The organism is Peribacillus psychrosaccharolyticus ATCC 23296 (assembly GCF_000305495.1).
GTDB lineage: Bacteria > Bacillota > Bacilli > Bacillales > DSM-1321 > Peribacillus > Peribacillus psychrosaccharolyticus.
In genome coordinates, this window is the sequence record NZ_AJTN02000241.1 from 14,504 (window position 1) to 35,247 (window position 20,744).

Sequence of the window (20,744 nt, forward strand, 5' to 3'; positions counted from 1 at the left end):
TAATTATCTATAAATGGGAAAAAATAGTTAAAAAGTGAAACTTTCTTATTGTTGAAACGTTTATAGAGTATAAGAAAAAAAGGAATGGAGGGAGAGATTGTTGGGTAAAAAATTTAGCTTTAGCTGTTTCATTTTTTCTGTACTTTTCCTTTGCTCTTGCAGTATAACAACGAGTACTGAAAATGAGAGACAAGATGAAGAAGTGAAAATACTAGATGAGAATCTGGATTTAAAAGCAAAAGTTACAGATTTAGAGGAAGAAATTGAACGTCTTAAACGGAATTATAAAATAACGGAACATGCCAAAGAGGATGTGTATCTCTTCTTACAGGCAATGAGAGAAAGAAATTTGGAAGAATTGAAACGTAGAGTAGCAGGAAATGCCCAGTTAGACGCATCTGGTATTGTCTTTAATAATGGTCAATCCTTACCATTTGAGGAGGACAATCATGAGCAGGAGTTAGTTTTTGTCAGATTGAGTGAAGAAGAAGGAGACGTGGAGGCAGGGAAGCTGGTTTATGATGTGCTTCCGGAAAGTGACACCACAGAGCAACTAAAATTGGAACTTATTCGACAACATGATATATGGAAGATTTCAAACTTTACCAAACAACATTTATAGATAAAAAAACTCGAATGAGTTTTTTTTTGTAAATTGCTAGAATTCATTGTGTAACGGTCTTATTTTTGATAATATATATATCCATTTCACCGCTGCGAAGTTTTATTCTCCAGTATTTATACATATGAAAGGAGATCACGATGACGGAGCAGCATACAGCATTCAAAGAAGAAGAGCAGCGTTTAGATTTTACGAAACGGTATATGGAGGTAATTATTAAGACCTCTGAGAGCAGTAAGGATCAGTTTAGAAAAAATATGCAAGAAGCTTTTGGAGATGCCGACTGGACGGAAGGCGGGCTTTATTCAGAACTTCTAACAACGGCAAGTTTTTTTGAAATGTCACAAACAGAGCTTGAAAGCTTGAAGAAAGCTCAACGTAAACCTTATTTTGCCCGTGTAGATTTTAATCGTGACGGTGGTACGAATCTGGAATCTCTCTATTTTGGCAAAACCTCTCTTTATCAGCGTGAGAGTCAGGAACAATTAATTGTTGACTGGCGTTCACCCATTGCAAACCTTTATTATGAAGGACGCTTAGGAAACGTGGTCTATCAGGCGGAAGGGGAGAGCTTTGCAGGAGAGATTACACTTAAGAGGCAGCTGATGATTGAAAATGGCAAGCTTGAAGAGGTTCGAGATATTGATTTAACCACTACTGATGAATTGCTGCAGGAATCGCTGTCTAAAAGCTCAAGCAATCGTTTAACAGAAATTGTTTCTACCATCCAAGAAGAGCAAAATAGAATTATTCGTGCGGACCTGAATAAACCGATTATTGTCCAAGGTGCTGCAGGCAGTGGAAAAACGACCATCGCTTTACATCGAATTTCCTATTTTATTTATACCTATAAAGAAATGTTTGACGCACGAGATCTTATGATTTTGGCACCAAGTAATCTCTTTCTAGATTATATTTCGGAAGCGCTTCCCGAATTGGGTGTTGAACGGGCTAAACAATATACCTTTACTGACTATGTTCAGTATGCGATAGGAAAGAAAGTGAAGGTAAATGAGGATAATAAGCTGATCAATATTCTAGAAAAGGATGATCCGATTACCCAAGAAGCATTATGGATTTCCGGTTTGAAGGGATCGAATACGTTTTTGGTCATTTTAGATTCATTTGTGAAGGACATTTTCAGCCGATTTCACCCGACTGAAGACTTCTACTGTGATAAGTATCGGTTATTCTCTGCCAAGAAATTTATAAAATTACTCGAAAATGATTATTGGTATTTACCACTAAATGCTCGTGTAGATAAATTAAAGAATCTCCTGCAGAAACAAGTGAGTTCTAAAAAACGATACATGACAGATAGAGTGACAGATTTCTATGATCATAAAATTGAGAAGGCATTAAATAAGAGGCTTGATCCTGATACCCGGAAAGAGTATGTAACCAAGTTCCTTGATCGGAAAACAGAGCGGCAGGAAGAGGTAAAGAAAGCAATTCGTCAAGCTGTACCGAGATATTTTAAGCCATTCAAACTTAAAAATCTTTTAGAGTACTATGATGAACTTTTTCAAGATCCTGAAAAGCTGGCAGCATATAGCGGAGAAAGGCTCACGCTCGCCCAAGCTGAACGTATTTGTTTTTATCAAAGTAAACTAAAAAGCAATAAAAGCTATGAAGTAGAGGATATGGGACCGATTTTGTATCTATATTCTAAGCTTTTTGGGGTAATGAAGGAAAAACGGGCTAAAAATATTATTATTGATGAAGCCCAGGACTATAGCTTCCTGTCCTTGTATGCGTTAAAAACGGCGCTCGAAACAGATATGTTTACACTTGTCGGTGATCTAGCTCAGGGGATTCATTCGTATCGGGGGTTAGAAACCTGGGATGAAGTGAGACAAGGGATTTTTCCAAGAGCAACGTATGCCGAATTGAAAAAAAGTTATCGGACCACAGTCGAAATTATGAATGAAGCAAATAAGTTATTGAAAAAATTACCATACAAGTTTCCGCAGGTCGAGCCGGTCGTCCGACATGGGGAGAAACCCAGTTTTTATTCCACAGCGAGTATTGCTTGGCCGGAGGAGTTAATACAGCAAGTCAATCAGCAGTATCAAAAAGGCTTCCGTACCTTTGCGGTTATTACAAAGACGATGGCTGATTGTGAAAAAGCATACGCACTTCTTGGACCGCTTGATAAGCGGATTTGTCTGCTTGGTGAGCATGCCTCAATTCCAAGGGACAGCATTGTGATCCTGCCTTCTTATTTAGCAAAGGGGCTTGAATTTGATGTTGTGTATGCGTTATCCATTGATGAGATATATGAGCCGCAAAATGAATTAGACATTAAACTATTATATGTCGTTATGACACGTCCACTGCATCAATTATTTTTCTATGGTTCCAGTAAAGAAGATTTCTTACTTCACTAGTTAAGTGATGTCCGTATGATGACGAATCATACGGCTTTTTTTATAACTGTGAACGTAATTCCTTAATAGAATCCCAGCCATACCCGATTTCTATATACCTTTTTCGATCCATTTTTATGGATGTCTTTTCGATTACGCTGCCGCCAATTTGTTCGTAAAACAATCGATAAGAATTATCCTCGAGCGCCCAAATAAGTAACTGTTCTAAACCTAGATCATCCAAGTGGTCTAGAATGGCTTTAATTAATTGTTTACCAATTCCTTTTCGTTGAAAGGATTCCAGCAGGTAAATGGCATACACTTCACCTGTTCGATAATATTTGGGATGGTGTGTTTGTTCAGGGCCGCCGCTTGCAAAACCCACGATTTCCCCACTTTCATCTACAGCTACAAACACGCAAGAGTTGATTGTATGAAAAATTTTTTGCCAATTTTTCTTTCTAGTTTCTATATTTAACCCTTTTAGGTAGTCATCTGATACAACGCCTTTATAGGTTGACCGCCAACTATTTACATGAACAAAGGCAATTCCTTCAGCATCTTCATATACTGCTTGTCTAATCTGAACCATTTTGTCCTCCTTCTTTTTTTGATTTCTTCGTATAGTTTACGAAAGTTTGGTACGTTTGGCGAGAAGAATTCTAAAAGGTTACTGGTTTACGGGGAGATGGATAATTGGTCGTATATTTGCTGATTATATGAATTGGATGTTTAAAAGGGTCCACCGCAGGTTATTTAATAAAAGAGCCAAGAAAAAAATAATGAAATACTTGAAAAAATGAAGGGAATGTCGTAATCATGACGAAACACATCGTTGGTTTTTATTTTGCAGGAGGAAAAGAATTAACACATGAAGTGGAAGGGAACGAGGATACCACTCAACTGATTAGCAATATTCAAAAGCATCGCTTTTATAATATGGTGAAAGATGATACCCATTATGTTGTAGATACAGAAAAAGCAGCATATTTCTCTGTTGCAGAAGTAAACGAATAACTAATGGTTGATAAAAAACCGTACCGAGAGCTACTGGTACGGTTTTTATATTTCACGTCTGTTCTTGATTGAGAAATACTCGTGCTTTATAATGATTTAAAAGGAGTTTTAAAGGGAGTGGGGGTAGATGAAATGAATACAGCCACGATGATCTTTCTGTTATGTGCGGTTGATGCAATCTTAACTACCGCAGGACTTTCTCTCCATTTGATTGAGGAAGGAAATCCGCTTATGAATTACTTAATTGAGTGGAATGTCGGCCTCTTTTTTCTGGTAAAGCTCGGCCTGCCGATGCTCCTGCTGCTTCTCATCCCCTTAGTGAATAAAAACTGGATTTACCACTTAATGAACGTGACTGTTGTTCTATATGTATTCATTAATATCTATCATTTGGCATGGATTTTGCCTTATTTTCTATAACAAACGCTGCATGAAAAATCACGCAGCGTTTGTGAATTAATGAAGCTGTTGCTTAGCGAATTCAAAGAATTTAAGTAACTGCTCGTTTGTAAAACCAGCTTGTGCCGCTTTAGGACTCCCGCCGCCTCTACCATTAAAAAGCGGCAGCTGCTCTTTAAAAAATTTGCCGCAATCAAGAGGATTTGATCCATTATGGGTAAGAAAGACTTTATTTTCAACTGTGGTTGCAAATAAAACAAGGACTGGCTCTTCTGCTAGAATCGAATGGGCTAGTACTTGTAATTCTTTCATGCTTTTATTATCAAAAACTTTGGACAAAAGGCCATTTTCAGTTGATGAAAGCAATGTCGCTGCTTCATAATTCGCCGCTTCTCGTTTTAATTGTTCAATTTCCTTTGCTTGGTTTTTCGCGTCATTGTCTAATTTTTCAACTCGATTAACCAGCTCTGACCGATGAGTATTGAAGTGTGCAGTAAGGTGATTGAGGATTTTGCTGCTTTCTGTATAATCGGTTAACGTACGTAATCCGCAAAGAAAATAAATCCGTGTTTGAGATTTTTGTTTTTCTGTTTTTATGATTTTCAGCAGACCTATCTCTCCTGTCCGTTCAACGTGAGTTCCCCCGCATGGATTAAATTCAATACCTTCCATTTCCACAATTCGAATATTCTCCGAGACCTTTGGCGGTTTGACAACTGGCAGCTCTTGCAGTTGTTTAGTGGTTACAAAATAAGTTATTAATTTACGGTTTTCATAGATGTATTGATTTGCTTTACTTTCTATTGCTAAGACCTGGCTGTCAGTCAAATCAGTAAGCGCAATATCGATTGTGACATAGTCCTGTCCAAGATGGAAACTAAGTGTCTGTGCGTCAAATAATTCCCGGCAAACGGCAGACAGAAGATGCTGGCCGCTATGCTGCTGCATATGATCGAAACGTCGAGACCAGTTGATTGTACACGATACTACTTCGGAAGGGGGGGCTGAGCTCAGTTTATGAACTACTTCATCATTCACAAGACTCACTTCAAGAACATCCAGCCCATTTATCGTCCCATGATCAGAAGGTTGACCTCCTCCTTCAGGGTAAAAAGCCGTTTCCGCCAGTGTTATATAAAAGTGTCCTTCTGTTTCTTTTACACTCGTTATGGTAGTTTCCCATTCGTGAGTATGAGGGGTAGAATAGTATAATTTTTTAGTCATCTCGATCGTCCTTTCTGATATTTTGAATTAGGTAAGTATAGCATGACTTTACTTTTGTTAGAAAAGTAAACAGGTTGAAAGCGACATTTTGGTGAAAAGTATGGCAATCGTTTTATTATTTGGTAAAAAACTATATATCCAAACTATAATTTCCGTTAAGATATTCCTTGAACGGAAAAAATGCGTTTCTGTTCGATATAGATGATTAATTTGATTTGGTTAACTGTAACTGGCATTGAACCGGTTAGTTAGGAGCGATACACGTGAAATTGGAAAAATACCAAAGCCATTTGTTTAAGAATATCAAAGAACAACTTAGTCAATGGTTTGAAGAAGATAAAATAGATGAAATTAATAATGAAGAAGTTTATCGTTTTCTTCATTCTATAAAAGGAACGGCTGGGACATTGCAGCTAGGAGGGCTCATGCAGCTTTCAGATTATTTACTCCTCGCGAATAATGAGATGGAAATTGTCAACTGGAGGAAAAATGAACTTCGTAATTTCTTGTTTGATTTAATAGAACTTACCTATGCATATGAACATTTTAATGATGTTGAACTAAAAACCGAAGTCGACCGTGAGACCGCAGCAGGACTTATTCAAATTATTGATGATGATGTTTCGATGCTGATCTTTCTAAAAGATATTCTTGAGGAAAACGGTTGGATGGTGATTACCAACACTGATCCAGAGAAAGCTACTCAACAATATTTTGACATGCAGCCGGATTGTCTGATTTTAGACGTTCAGCTTCCCTCTAAAACTGGGTTTCAAATACTAGATGACATCCAACAGCATAACGAAAAGTACTTTATTCCGAAGATAATGATTAGCATTCAAAATGATAAAGAATCAAGATTGAAGGCCTATAAAATGGGAGCAGATGATTTTATAGGAAAACCAATTGATGTCGAAGAGTTTTTAGCCAAGATGGATCGGCATCTCCAGAGAAAAAGACTGTTCGATCAGTCTGTTTTAATAGATGAACTTACACAGGTTTACAACCGGAGGTTCTTTGAGGATAGCATTACCCGCTTCTTCCAAGACTTCAAGAGGACCAAACAGGGATTCACTATTGCTGTCCTCGATTTAGACCGATTTAAGTGTATTAATGATACTCATGGGCATCTAATGGGAGATCAGGTTCTGATGGAATTTGCCAAATTCTTAAAACAGAGTATACGCAGTTCGGATATTGTTTTCCGTTATGGGGGAGAAGAGTTTGTTGTTATCTTTCCTCGTGCAAGTAACGAGGATGTTGAACGGCTGTTAAATCAAATGATTCAAAACTTTTCAACTGTACTCTTTACTAGTAAGGATCAGACGTTTTCTGTAACGTTTTCGGCAGGGGTCTATACGGTTGAAGAAGAAGCTGTAACCCCGGAATCAGCATTTAAGAAGGCTGACGGCTCACTTTACCTAGCAAAACGTTCAGGGAGAGCAAGAGCGATGGGAGCGAAATCATCAAATATGTTGTTTAAAAAGAAAGTGCTGAATATTTCAATTGTGGACGATGATGTCATCATCCGTACGATGTTAACAAATATTCTGGAATCAATGGAGTTAGATCACCTGGATATGAAGGTAGCTGCTTATGAGAATGGAGGTCTATTTCTAGCATCAAATCAAGCGAAGGAGAATCATCCTCATTTTTTAATTCTTGATGGGATAATGCCTGATATGGATGGGTTAGAAGTTCTTAAGACCGTAAAACAAGCGAAAAATGCCGCATGTTTTACCGTTCTTATGCTGACGGGTAGAAAAAGTGAAGAGGACATTGCACGAGCCCTCCAGCTTGGTGCAGACGATTATGTCACAAAGCCCTTCAGCGTTCAAGAACTTCAGCGTCGTATTGAACGGCTGGTAAAACAAGTTAAATAAGAGATTTCTTCTTTTTTGCAAAGAATGATAGTCGTTTGCCGATATAAGATATAAGCACAGTTAAATGAGGCTTATATCTTTTTTAACATGGAAAAAAGTGAGTGAGGGAAAACAGATGAGTAGAATTCTTTTAGCAGAAGATGAAGAAGTACTTAGGATGTTAATAATGGATACGCTTGAGGACGAAGAGTATGACGTAGATGAAGCAGCTGATGGTAAAGAGGCACTCGACTATTTACAGAACCATGAATATGATCTTGTGATTTTAGACTACATGATGCCTGTATTTACTGGATTAGAGATTATTGAAAAACTTCGTGGAGGAAATCAAACATTTCAGGGGAAAATTATGATGCTTTCTGCGAAAAGCCAAACATACGAACAAGAGAAAATTATCCAAGCGGGAGCCGATTATTTTATGGCTAAACCATTCAGTCCTATGAAATTAGTAGAAAAAATTGAGGAAATATTAAATGAAGTTTAAAAATTACTTTAAAAAAAGCCTGGCGAGACAGGTTCTGTTGATCATGGGCAGCTCAATTATCATTTTTATCGTTTGTGTGGGTGCATTATTTTATATACTGCAGCAGTTAAATCAGGATTTTATTCAAACGAGGAATGAAATAAAGGAAAAACAAAATCTTATTAGTGACATATATGAAGCGTATGATACAACCTTTCTGAACATTCGCGGGTATATTGCATTTGATAACCTAGAGCTGAAGGAAAGTGCCATTGAGCAGGAAGAAATCATTCGTAAAAAAGCCAAAGAATTAAAGCAAATTACGAATACAGCAAAGGATCAGGTTATTTATCAAGATATCATTGATTTTGCTGATTTCTATTATATTAATACCTTGCCCGGCAGAATTGCTGATTTTGAAAAAGGCGGCAAGCAGGCAATTGCTGAGAAGGTAACTGCCTCAGATACACCTAGGGTGAATAGTTTTCGTGAGAATAATGTACTTGTTATGAAAGAGATGGACGATGAACTTGAAGATAATCTTTCAAAGCTGACTAAGCGTCAATCAAATGTACAAATCGCAGCTGTGGTTTTATTTTTCATCTTTTTCATTTTCATGCAATACAGCATAAGAGTATTTTTAAGAAATATTGGCAGACCGTTAGCCGATTTATCCATTGCAGCGAATGAGATTATTGCCGGCCGAGATGCGGTGATTACTCTCGATTCAAACCGGATGGACGAGCTGGGCACACTCTCAAATGCCTTTACAAAAATGGTCGCAAGTGTTCAGGAGAAGGAACAGGATTTATTAGCACACAATGAAGAATTAGTGGCCCAACAAGATGAACTGCATTCTCAGCAGGACCAGTTGCAGGAAACACTTGAAATCCTAACAGATAATGAGCAGATGCTAAAACGCCGAAATGAGTTCATTAATGGAATTTCTACCTCCCTTGACCAAGCAGAAGTATTACAGAGCATTGTCGAAAATATGTGTAACATTATCTCAGCAGAGCGTGGAATCATTTTTCTTATTAAAGAAGAGGCTTTTGCCGTTTTTGGCATTTCTGATTATGGCGTCAAACAGTTTCAAATGAATTTAAACAGCGGCCTTAACCAACGATTGAAAACAACTAAACGTCCGTTTACCTTTAAGCGTGAACAAGATAACGTTGAAAAAGGCTACCATGAAGGCACCAATTACAGCTACGATTTGTATTTACCTGTTTTAAATGCTTATCAAGAAATAGAAGCAATCATGGTATTCAGCCGGTATGGAGACCAGTTCACTGAGAAAAATATAGATGAATGTGTAACACTTGCCAAACAAATTGGTATCTCCTTGGAGAAAATAAGGCTCTATGAGCAATCTGAAGCGAACAGCCGATTAAATCAAGACATCTTGAATACAGTCCAAGAGGGCATTCAGCTCGTTGATAACAATGGTGAAATCGTCCATGTAAATCGTAAATTTGCTGAGATTCTTGGGAAAGAAAATATCAATGAACTAGTGGGAATGTCTTGGGAGAGGTGGACTGCGCTTGTAACTGAACAAGTTGTAGAAGACAATGTGGTCGATAATTTGAGAGAATCTATTCACTCGCCTGAAGAGCAGGAGGATCAATCATTTATCTATCAAAAGAAAGACAGCAAACAGGTTATTAAGGTGTATTGCAAGAAGTTAAAACTAGGGGATGAAGCCTACGGAACGGTTATTGTCCACCGGGATATTACAAAGGAATATGAAGTAGACCAAATGAAGAGTGAATTCGTCAGTACCGTGAGCCATGAACTTCGCACGCCGCTGGCAAGTGTTCTTGGTTTTACAGAATTAATGTTGAATCGTGAATTGAAGCCAGAACGTAAAACGAAATACCTGCAAACTATTTATAATGAAGCAAAACGATTAACAGCACTTATAAATGACTTCTTAGATGTCCAGCGGATGGAATCGGGCAAACAGACATATGAAAAGAAATACATTGATTTACTTCCTGTCCTGAAAAAAACCATTGAGCATCAGGAAATACATGCTGCCCATACAATAACCTTTACTGCCGATATGGAAGAGGCTGTTATCATGGGTGATCGAGTGAAAGTCGAACAAGTATTTACAAATCTCCTCAATAATTCAATAAAATACTCTCCGAATGGCGGGGAAATCCATGTGAAGGTCTCAAGTACTGAGGGACGCATAAAGGTTGCGGTTATTGATCATGGACTTGGAATTCCTAAGGACGCGCTGCCAAATCTGTTTCAAAAGTTTTATCGAGTCGATAATTCAGATCGCAGACGGATCGGAGGAACAGGTTTAGGATTATCAATTGTTGAAGAAATTGTAAAGGCTCATGGGGGAAGTATTACTGTGGAATCAGTATATGGTGAGGGAAGCACGTTTACCATTGAATTTCCCAAGGTTGTAGTTAGTCCTACTGGAAAGCCGGCTGCACGTGATGATCATACCCTTAGTTATAGCATAATGGTAATAGAAGATGATCTTAGTCTTGCGGAGCTGCTTAACCACGAACTTCAAGATAGTGGTTTTCAAGTTACCCATGTAAAAAGCGGAACAACCGCATGGGAGATGATTCAGCAAGTACCTCCAGATGCTATTGTCCTTGATATTATGCTTGAAGAAGGAGACATGGATGGTTGGGCTCTTATGCAAAAGCTGAAAGAAAATCCTCAATTGAAAGATCTTCCCATCTTTATCTCGACTGCCTTAGATGAGAAAGAAAGAGGCTTTTCTTTGGGCGCAAAGGATTATTTAGTTAAACCGTACCAGCCCAGCCAGTTATCAAAAATGATTCTCCATACGCTTTTAAGTAATGGCAAGCGGGGCCAAATCATGGTTCCACAGAGAGACTAACTATTGATAAAGGATGTACATGTTAACGGAGCAAATTTGCTCCGTTTTTTATTAGAAATCATCCAAAAAGAATGGAAATGCAGTTTTTTTTCCTGATTTGGGGCATGAGAATCACTGATGCTATATACAGTTGTTCGTAAAAATGGTAGATTCGTATAGGTTGGAAATTTAAAAATGGGTACACTAATGGTATACAATGGTTGTTTACAGGAGGTTTTTTTATTATGTCAATTATAGAGGCCGGCAGGGTCGTTGAATTAGAAGTGGATCGTGAAGTCGAGTTTGGTTTTTTCTTAATAGATGAGACAGAAGAAAGTGTCTTGCTTCATCATAATGCGATTAAAGAAGGTATGGAAGTAGCGATAGGTGATTATGTCACGGTCTTTATATATGTAGATAAGCAGGGTCGGTTTACGGCTACAACATTGATTCCAGAAATCGGTTTTGATCAGTATGCTTGGGCTGAGGTTGTCGATGTAGAAAGAAGACTTGGTGTGTTTGTTAATATTGGTCTTCCTAAAGACTTGTTGGTGTCAGTCGATGATTTACCAAACATTGATCACTTATGGCCGACTGTTGGAGACAAACTATACATATGTTTAAAAACAGATCGGGAAGGCCGGCTCTACGGAAAGCTGGCAACTGAAGATGTTATGCAGGAAGTAGTCGTAGAAGCACCGCAAAAGGGAATGTTTAATACACCTGTTTCTGGGAACGTCTACCGCCTGCTTCTGGTTGGTTCGTTTTTCGTTTCTCAAGAAGGGTATCGCTGCTTTATTCACGAAAGTGAACGAGATCAAGAGCCAAGACTTGGACAGTTTGTTGAAGGCCGAGTAATTGATATCAAAGAAGACGGCAGCCTGAACGTCTCATTACATCCATTTAAACAAGATAAAATGGAAGGGGACGCTGGCGTTATTTATGGTTATTTAATGAACCGTGGGGGAGCCATGCCTTATTGTGATAAAACCTCTCCTGATGATGTTGAATTCCATTTTGGAATCTCGAAGGGTGCGTTTAAGCGTGCACTAGGAAAACTAATGAAGGAAGGGAAAGTCTATCAAGAAGATGGCTGGACTTACTCCTCTGATCGGAAATAGGAATCAAAAAAAATGCCGGTGCTGCATGCACCGGTGTTTTTTTTAGATTAAATCCATAGTCCGAATTAAGTGATAAATTACGGATTAACTCATTTAGAAGTAGAATTGTCTTTTTCAGGGGTGAATTAATTCCTTATATGACAGTTTACGGAGAAATTGTCTGTTTGTAATACACTGACATCTTGCTGTCACCTTCGTCATCTGTTCTTTATCTGTTTGTCCTTTGAATGAAACGTGCCTATGTTATTATAAATCCTGTTAGCTTAATGAGCGTAACCAAGGAGGTACTATATTTATGAAAAAAATAATTCTATCTTTAGCCACTGCAGCAATAATATCCGGTGCTGCTGGAACCAACACCCACGCAGAGAACGTTAAAGTCCAAGACGGAGACACATTATGGGGGCTTTCAGCAAAGTATGAAGTTTCGATCAACGATATAAAATCCTGGAATAACTTAACTTCAGATATGATTCACCCTAATGATCTTTTAAAGGTTTCCCGGGATGAAACCTACACAATTAAAAACGGGGATACCTTATCACATATAGCTGCAACGTTCGGTGTGACTGTACAGGATATCAAAGAATGGAACAAATTATCATCTGATTTAATTCAACCAAACGATAAATTATCCATTTTAACTAATCAATCAGCCAATACATCCGACTCTCAACCAGCAGCCGAACCTGCGAAACAAGCAGCTGTACAAGAGGATGCTGAAAACCAGGAAGCTCAACCAGAGCAGCCTGCAAAAGAGGAAGCACCTGTACAAGCTGAACCAGTACAAGAAGAAAATGCTTCTGAGCCTGATACAGCAGCAAACGAACTATCTGTTCGATCAACTGGATATACCGCAAGTTGTGAAGGATGCAGCGGAATCACAGCAACAGGTGTAGACTTGAAGGCTAATCCTGATGCAATGGTCATTGCCGTGGATCCAACTGTCATTCCACTTGGATCTAAAGTCTATGTAGAAGGCTATGGCTATGCAACTGCTGCCGATACTGGCGGAGCCATCAAAGGAAACAAAATTGACATATTCTTCGCAAATGAAGAAGATGCAGTTAATTGGGGCGTCAAACAAGTAAACGTAAAAGTACTTAACTAACATAAGAATATACTGACCAATGACCCGTCTGATTCAGACGGGTCATTGGTTTTTTTATTTGGTATTTTACTATGAAAGTGAGCTTTTCAATTGGATGGGCAGCCAAAACTGCCTTCTAGAAACAAAAAGCGTGATCGATCCAGTTGAAAAGCTGTTTGGAGATGTGTTTTTCATCCAAATAAGAAGTCGAAAAGCGCCCATTCGGCCCTACAGCTCAAACATTCTCCCCAAACTCGATTTTATTCTTCCCGATGAGTGATATATTCTGCCCCAACTAGAGAGTATTCTTCCTTAGCACTTTACTCATCAGATGGGCTGCCAAAACAGTGTATCTGTCTCTTAAAATACTCATTTTACTAACCCCATCCACAAAAAACGTGATCAATCCAGTTAAAAAGTGTTTGGAGGTGGGGTCTTCATCCAAATATGAAGTCGAAAAGCGCTCATTCGTCCCTACAGCTCAAACATTCTCCCCAAACTCAATTTTATTCTTCCCGATGAGTGATATATTCTGCCCCAACTAGAGAGTATTCTTCCTTAGCACTTTACGCCTCAGATGGGCTGCCAAAACAGGGTATTTATCTCTTAAGAACAGAAAAGGTACTCATTTTACTAACCCCATCAACAAGAAACGTGATCAATCCATTTGAAAAGCTGTTTGGCCTAAATACGCAGCCGAAAACGAATCTAGTCCAAAAAGGAGGCATTCTCTTTTCTTCGCCTTTGATGTGTGATGGGTTTCAATGTAGAATGAAGGGAGAAGTTTGTACGGGAAGAGGGAATAAATGATGATGGAACAGGCAAGACAGTATTTGAAAAAATATTTTGGTTACGATCAATTTCGAAGCGGGCAGGATGCGATTATTGAACAGGTTCTTAATGGGAGAAATACCGCTGGTGTTATGCCTACTGGCGGTGGTAAATCCATTTGCTATCAAATTCCTGCGTTAATGCTGCCTGGTGTGACATTAGTTATTTCGCCGTTAATTTCTTTGATGAAGGATCAGGTCGATACCTTATTACAGAATGGAATTGAGGCTACGTTATTAAATAGCTCAATTAGTGCCTCGGAAGCAGATCAGCGGCTGCGTGATATCAAAGAGGGTGTTTATAAACTGGTATATGTCGCCCCGGAACGGTTGGAGAACCCGTATTTTATGAGGGAACTTCAAGAGCTTAATATCTCTTTGGTTGCGATTGATGAAGCGCACTGTATTTCTCAATGGGGCCATGATTTTCGTCCAAGCTATCTACGAATCAACCCATTAATAGAACAAATTCCTTCTCGTCCAGTTGTTTTGGCTTTAACTGCTACAGCAACGCCTATCGTGCAGAAAGATATCTGCAGGTCACTTGGAATTGATGAGGATGATGCGATATCTACTGGGTTTGCTAGAAAAAACCTAATTTTTTCTACCCTAAAAGATGAAAACCGAGATCAATATCTCAGCCGCTATCTTACTGAGAACAAAGAGGAATCGGGTATTATCTATGCGGCAACGCGGAAGGAAGTAGACAGATTATATACCCGTCTTATCAAAAGCGGGGTTAATGCTGGTCGATACCATGCCGGTATGAGCGAGCATGAACGTTCAGAGCAGCAGGAATTATTTCTACAGGATAATATATCGGTTATGGTTGCTACGAGTGCGTTTGGGATGGGTATTGATAAATCGAATGTTCGCTTCGTTATCCATTATCAAATTCCAAAAAATATGGAAAGTTACTATCAAGAAGCAGGTCGTGCCGGGCGTGATGGACTGGATAGTGAATGTGTCCTTCTTTATTCGCCTCAAGATATTCGAGTACAACGATTTCTTCTTGACCAATCTAATCCTTCAGAAGATCGTTTGAATCAGGAACTTACTAAACTGAACTTGATGAAGGATTATTGTTTTACAGAAGGGTGTCTACAAGCATTTATCCTCCGTTATTTTGGTGAAGAAAATCCGGATGATTGCGGTCGCTGTGAAAATTGTCGAGACAGCCGATCGTCTGTGGACGTTACGACAGAAGCACAAATGGTTTTGTCTTGTATCATTAGGATGGGTGAAAGATTTGGAAAGACCCTCGTTGCTCAAGTCTTATCTGGTTCGAAGAATAAAAAAATCGAAGAGTTCGGATTTAAAACACTTTCTACTTATGGAATAATGGGGAAAAAGTCGGCGAAGGACATTACGGACTTTATTGATTTCCTGACAGCACGCCAGTTTATTGCTCTTTCTGGCGGTCAGTTCCCTATTTTGAAATTAACCAACGAAGGTAAGCAAGTATTACTCGGCAAGCAGCAAGTCTTACGTAAGGAAATCGTTAAAGTCGCAGCTTTATCAGTAGATGATGAGTTGTTCCAAGAACTGCGTCAGCTGCGTAAGGAAATTGCACAAACAGAGAATGTACCGCCCTTCGTTATTTTCTCTGATGCAACGTTGAAAGATATGGCATCTAGATATCCTAAAACAGATGAACAGTTCTTGGAGGTTAAAGGTGTTGGTAAACAAAAACAAGAAAAGTATGGTGCACCGTTCCTTTCGGCAATTGCTGATTTTTTGAACGATCATCCAGAATTAGCGCCGATAGAGGGGCCGAACCATCCAACGCCAAAAGAAAAAGGGGAACCGACTCATCTTGAATCGCTGCACTATTTTCAACAAAATAAGTCTGTAAATGAAATCGCAGAAATTCGCGGTCTGTCACCCGTTTCTGTTGAAAATCATTTGATTAAATGTGCGTTAGAAGGGCTGGAACTTGATTGGGGTCGGATTCTTTCTGATGAACAACAGCAATTGATTCTTAAGGCAGCTGGAGAAGTAGGGGCAGATAAGTTAAAACCGCTCAAAGAGGCTTTGCCTGAAGACATTACCTATTTCATGATTAAAGCGGCATTAGTAAGAAAGACAATGCTTGTCTAATATAAATAATTTTACCTCCTTTTGCATATAGTATAGAAAAAGGAGGTCGCTCATGTATTTTGGTAAAAAGAATTCAGAGGAACCAGCACCAATAATAGAGGATACAGTCGTCTATGCGTGTGAATCAGAATCCTGCAACGGATGGATGAGAAAAGACTTTGCAGTAGAAAACCAACCCTGTCCAATGTGCGGTGGGAATCTTGTTGAGGAAGTTAGGGAATTGCCGCAAATACTAACAGAATATAATGCATATCGTTGAATAAAAACCAAAGCGTTAAGCCAAAAGGAAAGGCAGATGGATAAAAGACATCAGCCTTTTCTTTTTTATGGTTGACAGGTACTATTTCAAATGCTATACTAAGATTTCAGTGTCTTAATAGGCACGAAAGAGTGATTAACATAATAGCATATTTATTAAAGCCAAATGGAACATCCATTTGTTTTTTCATTAAAGCAGCCGTGACGGCTTATAGAAACAAGTTAGAAATTCAATGAATGACGAAAATACGTCAATAACACAGTCCTCACTTGATTTTTACTTCTAAATTTTTAACTTACTTCTACTAAAATGTTGCCAGTCAAAAAATACCCCAAGACGGGCATATATTCAGTCTCCTTTAATAAATTTGTATTTTAAAACTGAAACCTGATTCTCACTGGCGCGGTCTTGGAACCGTAAGATGATAAGAGAGGCAGGGCTTTCATTGTATTAGGTTAAGGTTATAATTGCTCTTAAGCTTTCCAATATTCTTTCGAAGAGCCAAGACTCTTTTGGCAGTAATAATTGGAAACCAAAACATATTCAGCATTCAGGCTGAAAAAAGCTGTCCTTATGAGAAAGGGCAGCTTTATTTATATCAGGACCAACACCCTTCCAGAGATAAAATTACATTTTAGACAGTGATTTGTGGTATAATAGAGTTGAAATCCACAAAATAGACCATATTAGGGTACTTGTCTTTCATCTTATTCCAGTTAAATAAGCTTGATTTTGGGGATCCGTAAGAAACCAATTCAAATCCAAGGAGTGGGATGTATGTATAAACGTAATAATACTGAAGAAGTAATACCTGAAGAAACAAAAGTGTGGGATTGTACATCAGAAGACTGTAAAGGTTGGATCCGTGATAACTTTACGAGCAGTGAAGTTCCTAGCTGTCCACTATGCGGAAGTGAAATGGTTCTTGGTACTAAAATGCTGCAGGCCATCAACAATCCTCGTCATAAATAATATACTTATAAAAAAAGCACACTCTATGAGTTGTGCTTTTTTTATGAAGCTTCTCAAGGAAAGAACCACCTTTGCTCCTAAGATCATTCTTTCCTTGAGGAGCTGAACTTAATGAATATCTCGTTTCTTAAAGCGTCCGCCTCTTACCTCAGCAATATCTCCAATAGCAAGAAACGCGGAAGTATCGTAATCTTTAACGATATCTTTAAGCTTTGCTTCTTCGAGCCGGTTGATGACACAAAAGATCACCTTTTTATCATCTCCAGAATAAGCACCCTCACCAGTAAGGTAGGTAACGCCTCGTCCTAAACGATGTAGAATTGCGTCTCCAATATCCTGAAATTCATCGCTGATAATCCAGACGAATTTTGATTCATCTAACCCTGCAATAACAACATCCATGGATTTGTATGCCACAAAATAAGCGAGAATCGAATACATTGCACGATCCCAAGTGAAAACAAAACCAGCGCTTCCAAGGATAAATAGGTTAAAGAACATGACAATTTCTCCTACTGAAAATGGCAGTTTTTTGCTGGCAAGGATGGCAAGTATTTCAGTTCCATCTAACGAACCACCATATCTAATAACGATTCCGACTCCAATCCCAAGAATCATTCCCCCGAAAATAGCGGCGAGAGTCATATCTGAGGTAAAAGCGGATACATGGTGCAGGAAAGACGTGGTAATGGATAGAATGGTAATCCCATACAGTGTAGATAGGGCAAATGTTTTTCCGATTTGCTTGTAGCCAATAAAAAAGAATGGAAGGTTTAAAATAAAAATGAATAACCCTAGTTTCCATCCAGTAATATACGATAGCATAATCGATATTCCTGTAATACCCCCATCAATAATCTGATTTGGGACTAGGAAGACTTCAAGTGCAACACTCATTAAAACAGCACCAATGGTGATTAGGATTCCACGCTGGACTATTTGTCGTAGTGTCAGCTTTCGATGGTGAGTTTTTTTGCGGATGAGCTCACTTGCAGTCAGTTCAACAACTTCTGACATTCTCCTGCCCCTTTCTCTATTCTTATGGTAACTATTTAATTATAAACAATAAGCAGGTAAAAGATAAGAATTTTGTCCTATTCGGTTGTGAAAAATTGATTACATCCATAATGCTCTAGATTATTTTGCCTCATTTCGGTATGTTTTAGCTAATCAAATTTAAAAAGGTGATTATATGAGCGAGCAGTTTCAGCTATCAGTCCGTTCGTTAGTAGAATATGTATACCGTCAGGGGAGTATCCAGTCAGGATTTAAGTCCAATATAAGTCTTTCAGAAGGTACTGCAGCTCATCAAAAGCTGCAAAGTCTTTATCATGAAGAAGATCGTAAGGAAGTATATTTACAAACCGACCTTACTTATCGTGATTTGAGTTTTAAAATTGATGGAAGATGTGATGGACTGCTTAAAGAGAATGAACGAATTACAATTGATGAAATTAAATCAACATTGGATTGGGAGAGTGTAACAGAAAATACCTATCCCGTTCACTGGGCACAGGCTAAATGTTACGCGTTTATGTATATAGAAGATACTGATTTAAAGGAAATTCAGGTACAGCTTACATACGTGCATCCAAAAAATGAAACAATAAAGGTATTTCAACAAACATTTCTGAAACCAGAGTTAGCTGCATTTATGATGAACTTGTTAAAGGGCATCTATCCATTCGCAAAATGGAAAAGTGTTCATAGAAATGAACGGAGAAATAGTATTGAAGAATTGAAATTCCCATTTCAGGAATATCGTCAAGGCCAGCGAAAACTCGCCGGTGCCGTATATAAAACGATTGGAGAAAGTAAAACCTTATTCGCCTATGCACCAACTGGAATTGGAAAAACTATTTCGACCATTTTTCCAGCGTTAAAGGCAATGGGTGAAAATCAGCTGACCAAAGTTATATATGTTACAGCTAAAACGATAGCGAGAGAGTGTGCTGAAGATACATATGCGGTATTAGTTAAGCAAGGTCTAAAAGCGAAGGTAGTAACGATTACAGCGAAAGACAAAATTTGTTTTCATGAGAAGGAGACTTGTAACCCTAACGAGTGTCCGTTTGCACAAGGGTACTATAATCGCTTGAATGAGGCTCTGCTGGATGTACTCGAACACGAGCAGCTTATTAATCGTCCTATTATAGAAATGTATGCAAGAAAGCATACTTTATGTCCTTTTGAATTCTCGTTAGATTTAGCTTATCAAGCTGATGCGATTGTTTGCGATTATAATTATTTTTTTAATCCAAGAGTTTCGTTAAAACGGTTCGATGAGAAGAAGCGGTCCGTTTTACTGGTAGATGAGGCCCATAATCTCGTCGATCGAGGAAGAGAGATGTTCTCTGCTGAATTGATTAAATCAACCTTTCTGTCTATAAAGCGCAGCTTTATAAGTAATAAAGCTTTGTCGAAAGCCGCAAAGCAGATCAATGCGTGGTTTATTACGATACGTAAACAGGCTGAACAACAAAGTTGGGCAGAAGATACATTACCTGATGGCTTACTGGAGTTGCTCAACCATTTTGTCGAAGAAGCTGAACGGCTGTTAATCTCGCAGATTTCGTTAGATGATTCGGAGCTTCTTGAGACATATTTTGATGTTCAATCGTTTTTACGGATTGCGAAATTATTCGATACACACTATCAAACCTTTTATAGAGTCAGTAAAAATGAAGTAGAAGTTAAATTATTTTGTTTGGATCCGTCTCACGCTTTAGACCAAATGGCCAGCAGCTTTAAGGCGAGGGTTTACTTTTCTGCCACCTTACATCCGCTTCCTTTCTTTACAGAGATGCTTGGAGGCAAGGAGGGAGATTATTCAATCACAGTGTCTTCCCCTTTTCGCAAAGAACAAAACGATGTATTTATCAAACCCTTATCCACACGTTTCTATGATCGGGAAAAGTCATATAGGCAAATTATAAGATTGATTGAAGAAATGTTAGAAGGCAAAACGGGTAATTACTTGATTTACTTTCCTTCTTATCAATATATGAATGCAGTATTCACTGATTTTAAGGCTGTTTTTTCTGATGACTGTATGATGCAAACAAGTGGTATGTCTGAAGAAGAAAGGGGAGTGTTTCTGAATGCCTTTCAAGAACGAGATAAAGGATTATTTGTAGGGTTTGCAGTTTTGGGAGGTGTGTTCGCAGAAGGGATTAACCTGATTGGAGACCGTCTCAACGGTGTTTTTATAATTGGTGTTGGAATGCCCCAGTTAGGCGAGGAGCGAGAACTAATGAATAAACACTTTCAAAAGCGTGGCAAGAATGGATTTGATTATGCCTATACCTATCCAGGGATGAATAAGGTTCTTCAAGCAGGGGGCCGGTTAATTCGTTCCGAACAGGATTATGGAATGATCATCTTAGTTGATGATCGATATTTGACAGCTAAATATCAAGGATTGATGCCGGAAATGTGGAGGAATTTTACTGTTCTGTGAGAGGATCATGTGCTGCAAAGATAATGAGTATTGCAAATTATCTAAGTTCTATCGACAAAACCAGGTAACTTGGCTTAAACTTAT

16 protein-coding genes are annotated in these 20,744 nt (G+C 38.6%); 13 read left to right on the forward strand and 3 right to left on the reverse strand.

The window, feature by feature from the left end:
• Positions 1-100: 100 nt before the first annotated feature.
• Both WYK_RS19505 and WYK_RS19510 read left to right on the forward strand, forming a co-directional pair.
• Entirely contained in the window at positions 101-622 is a 522-nt protein-coding gene (locus WYK_RS19505) for a hypothetical protein (protein WP_040376122.1), read from the forward strand.
• Between the two features lie 140 nt (positions 623-762).
• The gene (locus WYK_RS19510) at positions 763-3,012 is read left to right on the forward strand and encodes a HelD family protein (RefSeq protein ID WP_040376123.1); all 2,250 of its coding nucleotides are present in this window, start codon (positions 763-765) and stop codon (positions 3,010-3,012) included.
• A gap of 40 nt (positions 3,013-3,052) precedes the next feature.
• On the opposite strand, the gene WYK_RS19515 is transcribed toward WYK_RS19510, so the two are convergent.
• Positions 3,053-3,583 carry a GNAT family N-acetyltransferase gene (locus tag WYK_RS19515; protein ID WP_040376124.1) on the reverse strand — a complete coding sequence of 177 codons (531 nt, stop codon included), beginning with the start codon at positions 3,581-3,583 and terminating at the stop codon, positions 3,053-3,055.
• Positions 3,584-3,810: 227 nt separating this feature from the next.
• On the opposite strand from WYK_RS19515, the gene WYK_RS19520 reads away from it, so the two are divergent.
• Both WYK_RS19520 and WYK_RS19525 read left to right on the forward strand, forming a co-directional pair.
• Positions 3,811-4,008: a hypothetical protein gene (locus WYK_RS19520; protein WP_040376125.1), complete on the forward strand. Its 198-nt coding sequence runs from the start codon at positions 3,811-3,813 to the stop codon at positions 4,006-4,008.
• Between the two features lie 132 nt (positions 4,009-4,140).
• Positions 4,141-4,428 (forward strand): DUF5658 family protein, encoded by a 288-nt coding sequence (locus WYK_RS19525; protein WP_040376144.1) that lies wholly within the window; start codon positions 4,141-4,143, stop codon positions 4,426-4,428.
• 36 nt (positions 4,429-4,464) lie between these two features.
• On the opposite strand, the gene WYK_RS19530 is transcribed toward WYK_RS19525, so the two are convergent.
• Positions 4,465-5,631 carry an alanyl-tRNA editing protein gene (locus WYK_RS19530; RefSeq protein WP_040376126.1) on the reverse strand — a complete coding sequence of 389 codons (1,167 nt, stop codon included), beginning with the start codon at positions 5,629-5,631 and terminating at the stop codon, positions 4,465-4,467.
• Positions 5,632-5,894: 263 nt separating this feature from the next.
• Between WYK_RS19530 and WYK_RS19535 the strand changes: the two genes are divergently transcribed.
• From WYK_RS19535 to WYK_RS19570, 8 genes are all read left to right on the forward strand, one after another.
• The gene (locus WYK_RS19535) at positions 5,895-7,514 is read left to right on the forward strand and encodes a GGDEF domain-containing response regulator (protein WP_235782568.1); all 1,620 of its coding nucleotides are present in this window, start codon (positions 5,895-5,897) and stop codon (positions 7,512-7,514) included.
• A gap of 115 nt (positions 7,515-7,629) precedes the next feature.
• Positions 7,630-7,998 carry a response regulator transcription factor gene (locus tag WYK_RS19540; protein WP_040376127.1) on the forward strand — a complete coding sequence of 123 codons (369 nt, stop codon included), beginning with the start codon at positions 7,630-7,632 and terminating at the stop codon, positions 7,996-7,998.
• On the forward strand, positions 7,988-10,849 hold the full coding sequence (locus WYK_RS19545) for an ATP-binding protein (protein WP_040376128.1): 2,862 nt from the start codon (positions 7,988-7,990) through the stop codon (positions 10,847-10,849). Before WYK_RS19540 ends, WYK_RS19545 begins: the two co-directional genes overlap by 11 nt.
• Before the next feature lie 224 nt (positions 10,850-11,073).
• Positions 11,074-11,949 carry a CvfB family protein gene (locus WYK_RS19550; protein WP_040376129.1) on the forward strand — a complete coding sequence of 292 codons (876 nt, stop codon included), beginning with the start codon at positions 11,074-11,076 and terminating at the stop codon, positions 11,947-11,949.
• Positions 11,950-12,244: 295 nt separating this feature from the next.
• Positions 12,245-13,060 (forward strand): 3D domain-containing protein, encoded by an 816-nt coding sequence (locus WYK_RS19555; RefSeq protein WP_040376130.1) that lies wholly within the window; start codon positions 12,245-12,247, stop codon positions 13,058-13,060.
• A gap of 785 nt (positions 13,061-13,845) precedes the next feature.
• Positions 13,846-15,969: a DNA helicase RecQ gene (gene recQ, locus WYK_RS19560; protein ID WP_040376131.1), complete on the forward strand. Its 2,124-nt coding sequence runs from the start codon at positions 13,846-13,848 to the stop codon at positions 15,967-15,969.
• Positions 15,970-16,021: 52 nt separating this feature from the next.
• A complete protein-coding gene (locus WYK_RS19565) occupies positions 16,022-16,228 on the forward strand; it encodes a cold-inducible protein YdjO-related protein (protein WP_040376132.1) in 207 nt (68 codons plus the stop codon).
• Positions 16,229-17,005: 777 nt separating this feature from the next.
• Positions 17,006-17,200 carry a cold-shock protein gene (locus WYK_RS19570; RefSeq protein WP_040376133.1) on the forward strand — a complete coding sequence of 65 codons (195 nt, stop codon included), beginning with the start codon at positions 17,006-17,008 and terminating at the stop codon, positions 17,198-17,200.
• A gap of 108 nt (positions 17,201-17,308) precedes the next feature.
• Here the strand turns inward: WYK_RS19570 and WYK_RS19575 are convergent, their stop codons facing one another.
• Positions 17,309-18,217, reverse strand: a complete 909-nt coding sequence (locus tag WYK_RS19575; RefSeq protein ID WP_040376134.1) for a YitT family protein — start codon at positions 18,215-18,217, stop codon at positions 17,309-17,311.
• A gap of 175 nt (positions 18,218-18,392) precedes the next feature.
• On the opposite strand from WYK_RS19575, the gene WYK_RS19580 reads away from it, so the two are divergent.
• Complete coding sequence (locus tag WYK_RS19580) at positions 18,393-20,660, forward strand: ATP-dependent DNA helicase (RefSeq protein ID WP_040376135.1); 2,268 nt, start codon at positions 18,393-18,395, stop codon at positions 20,658-20,660.
• Positions 20,661-20,744: the final 84 nt, after the last annotated feature.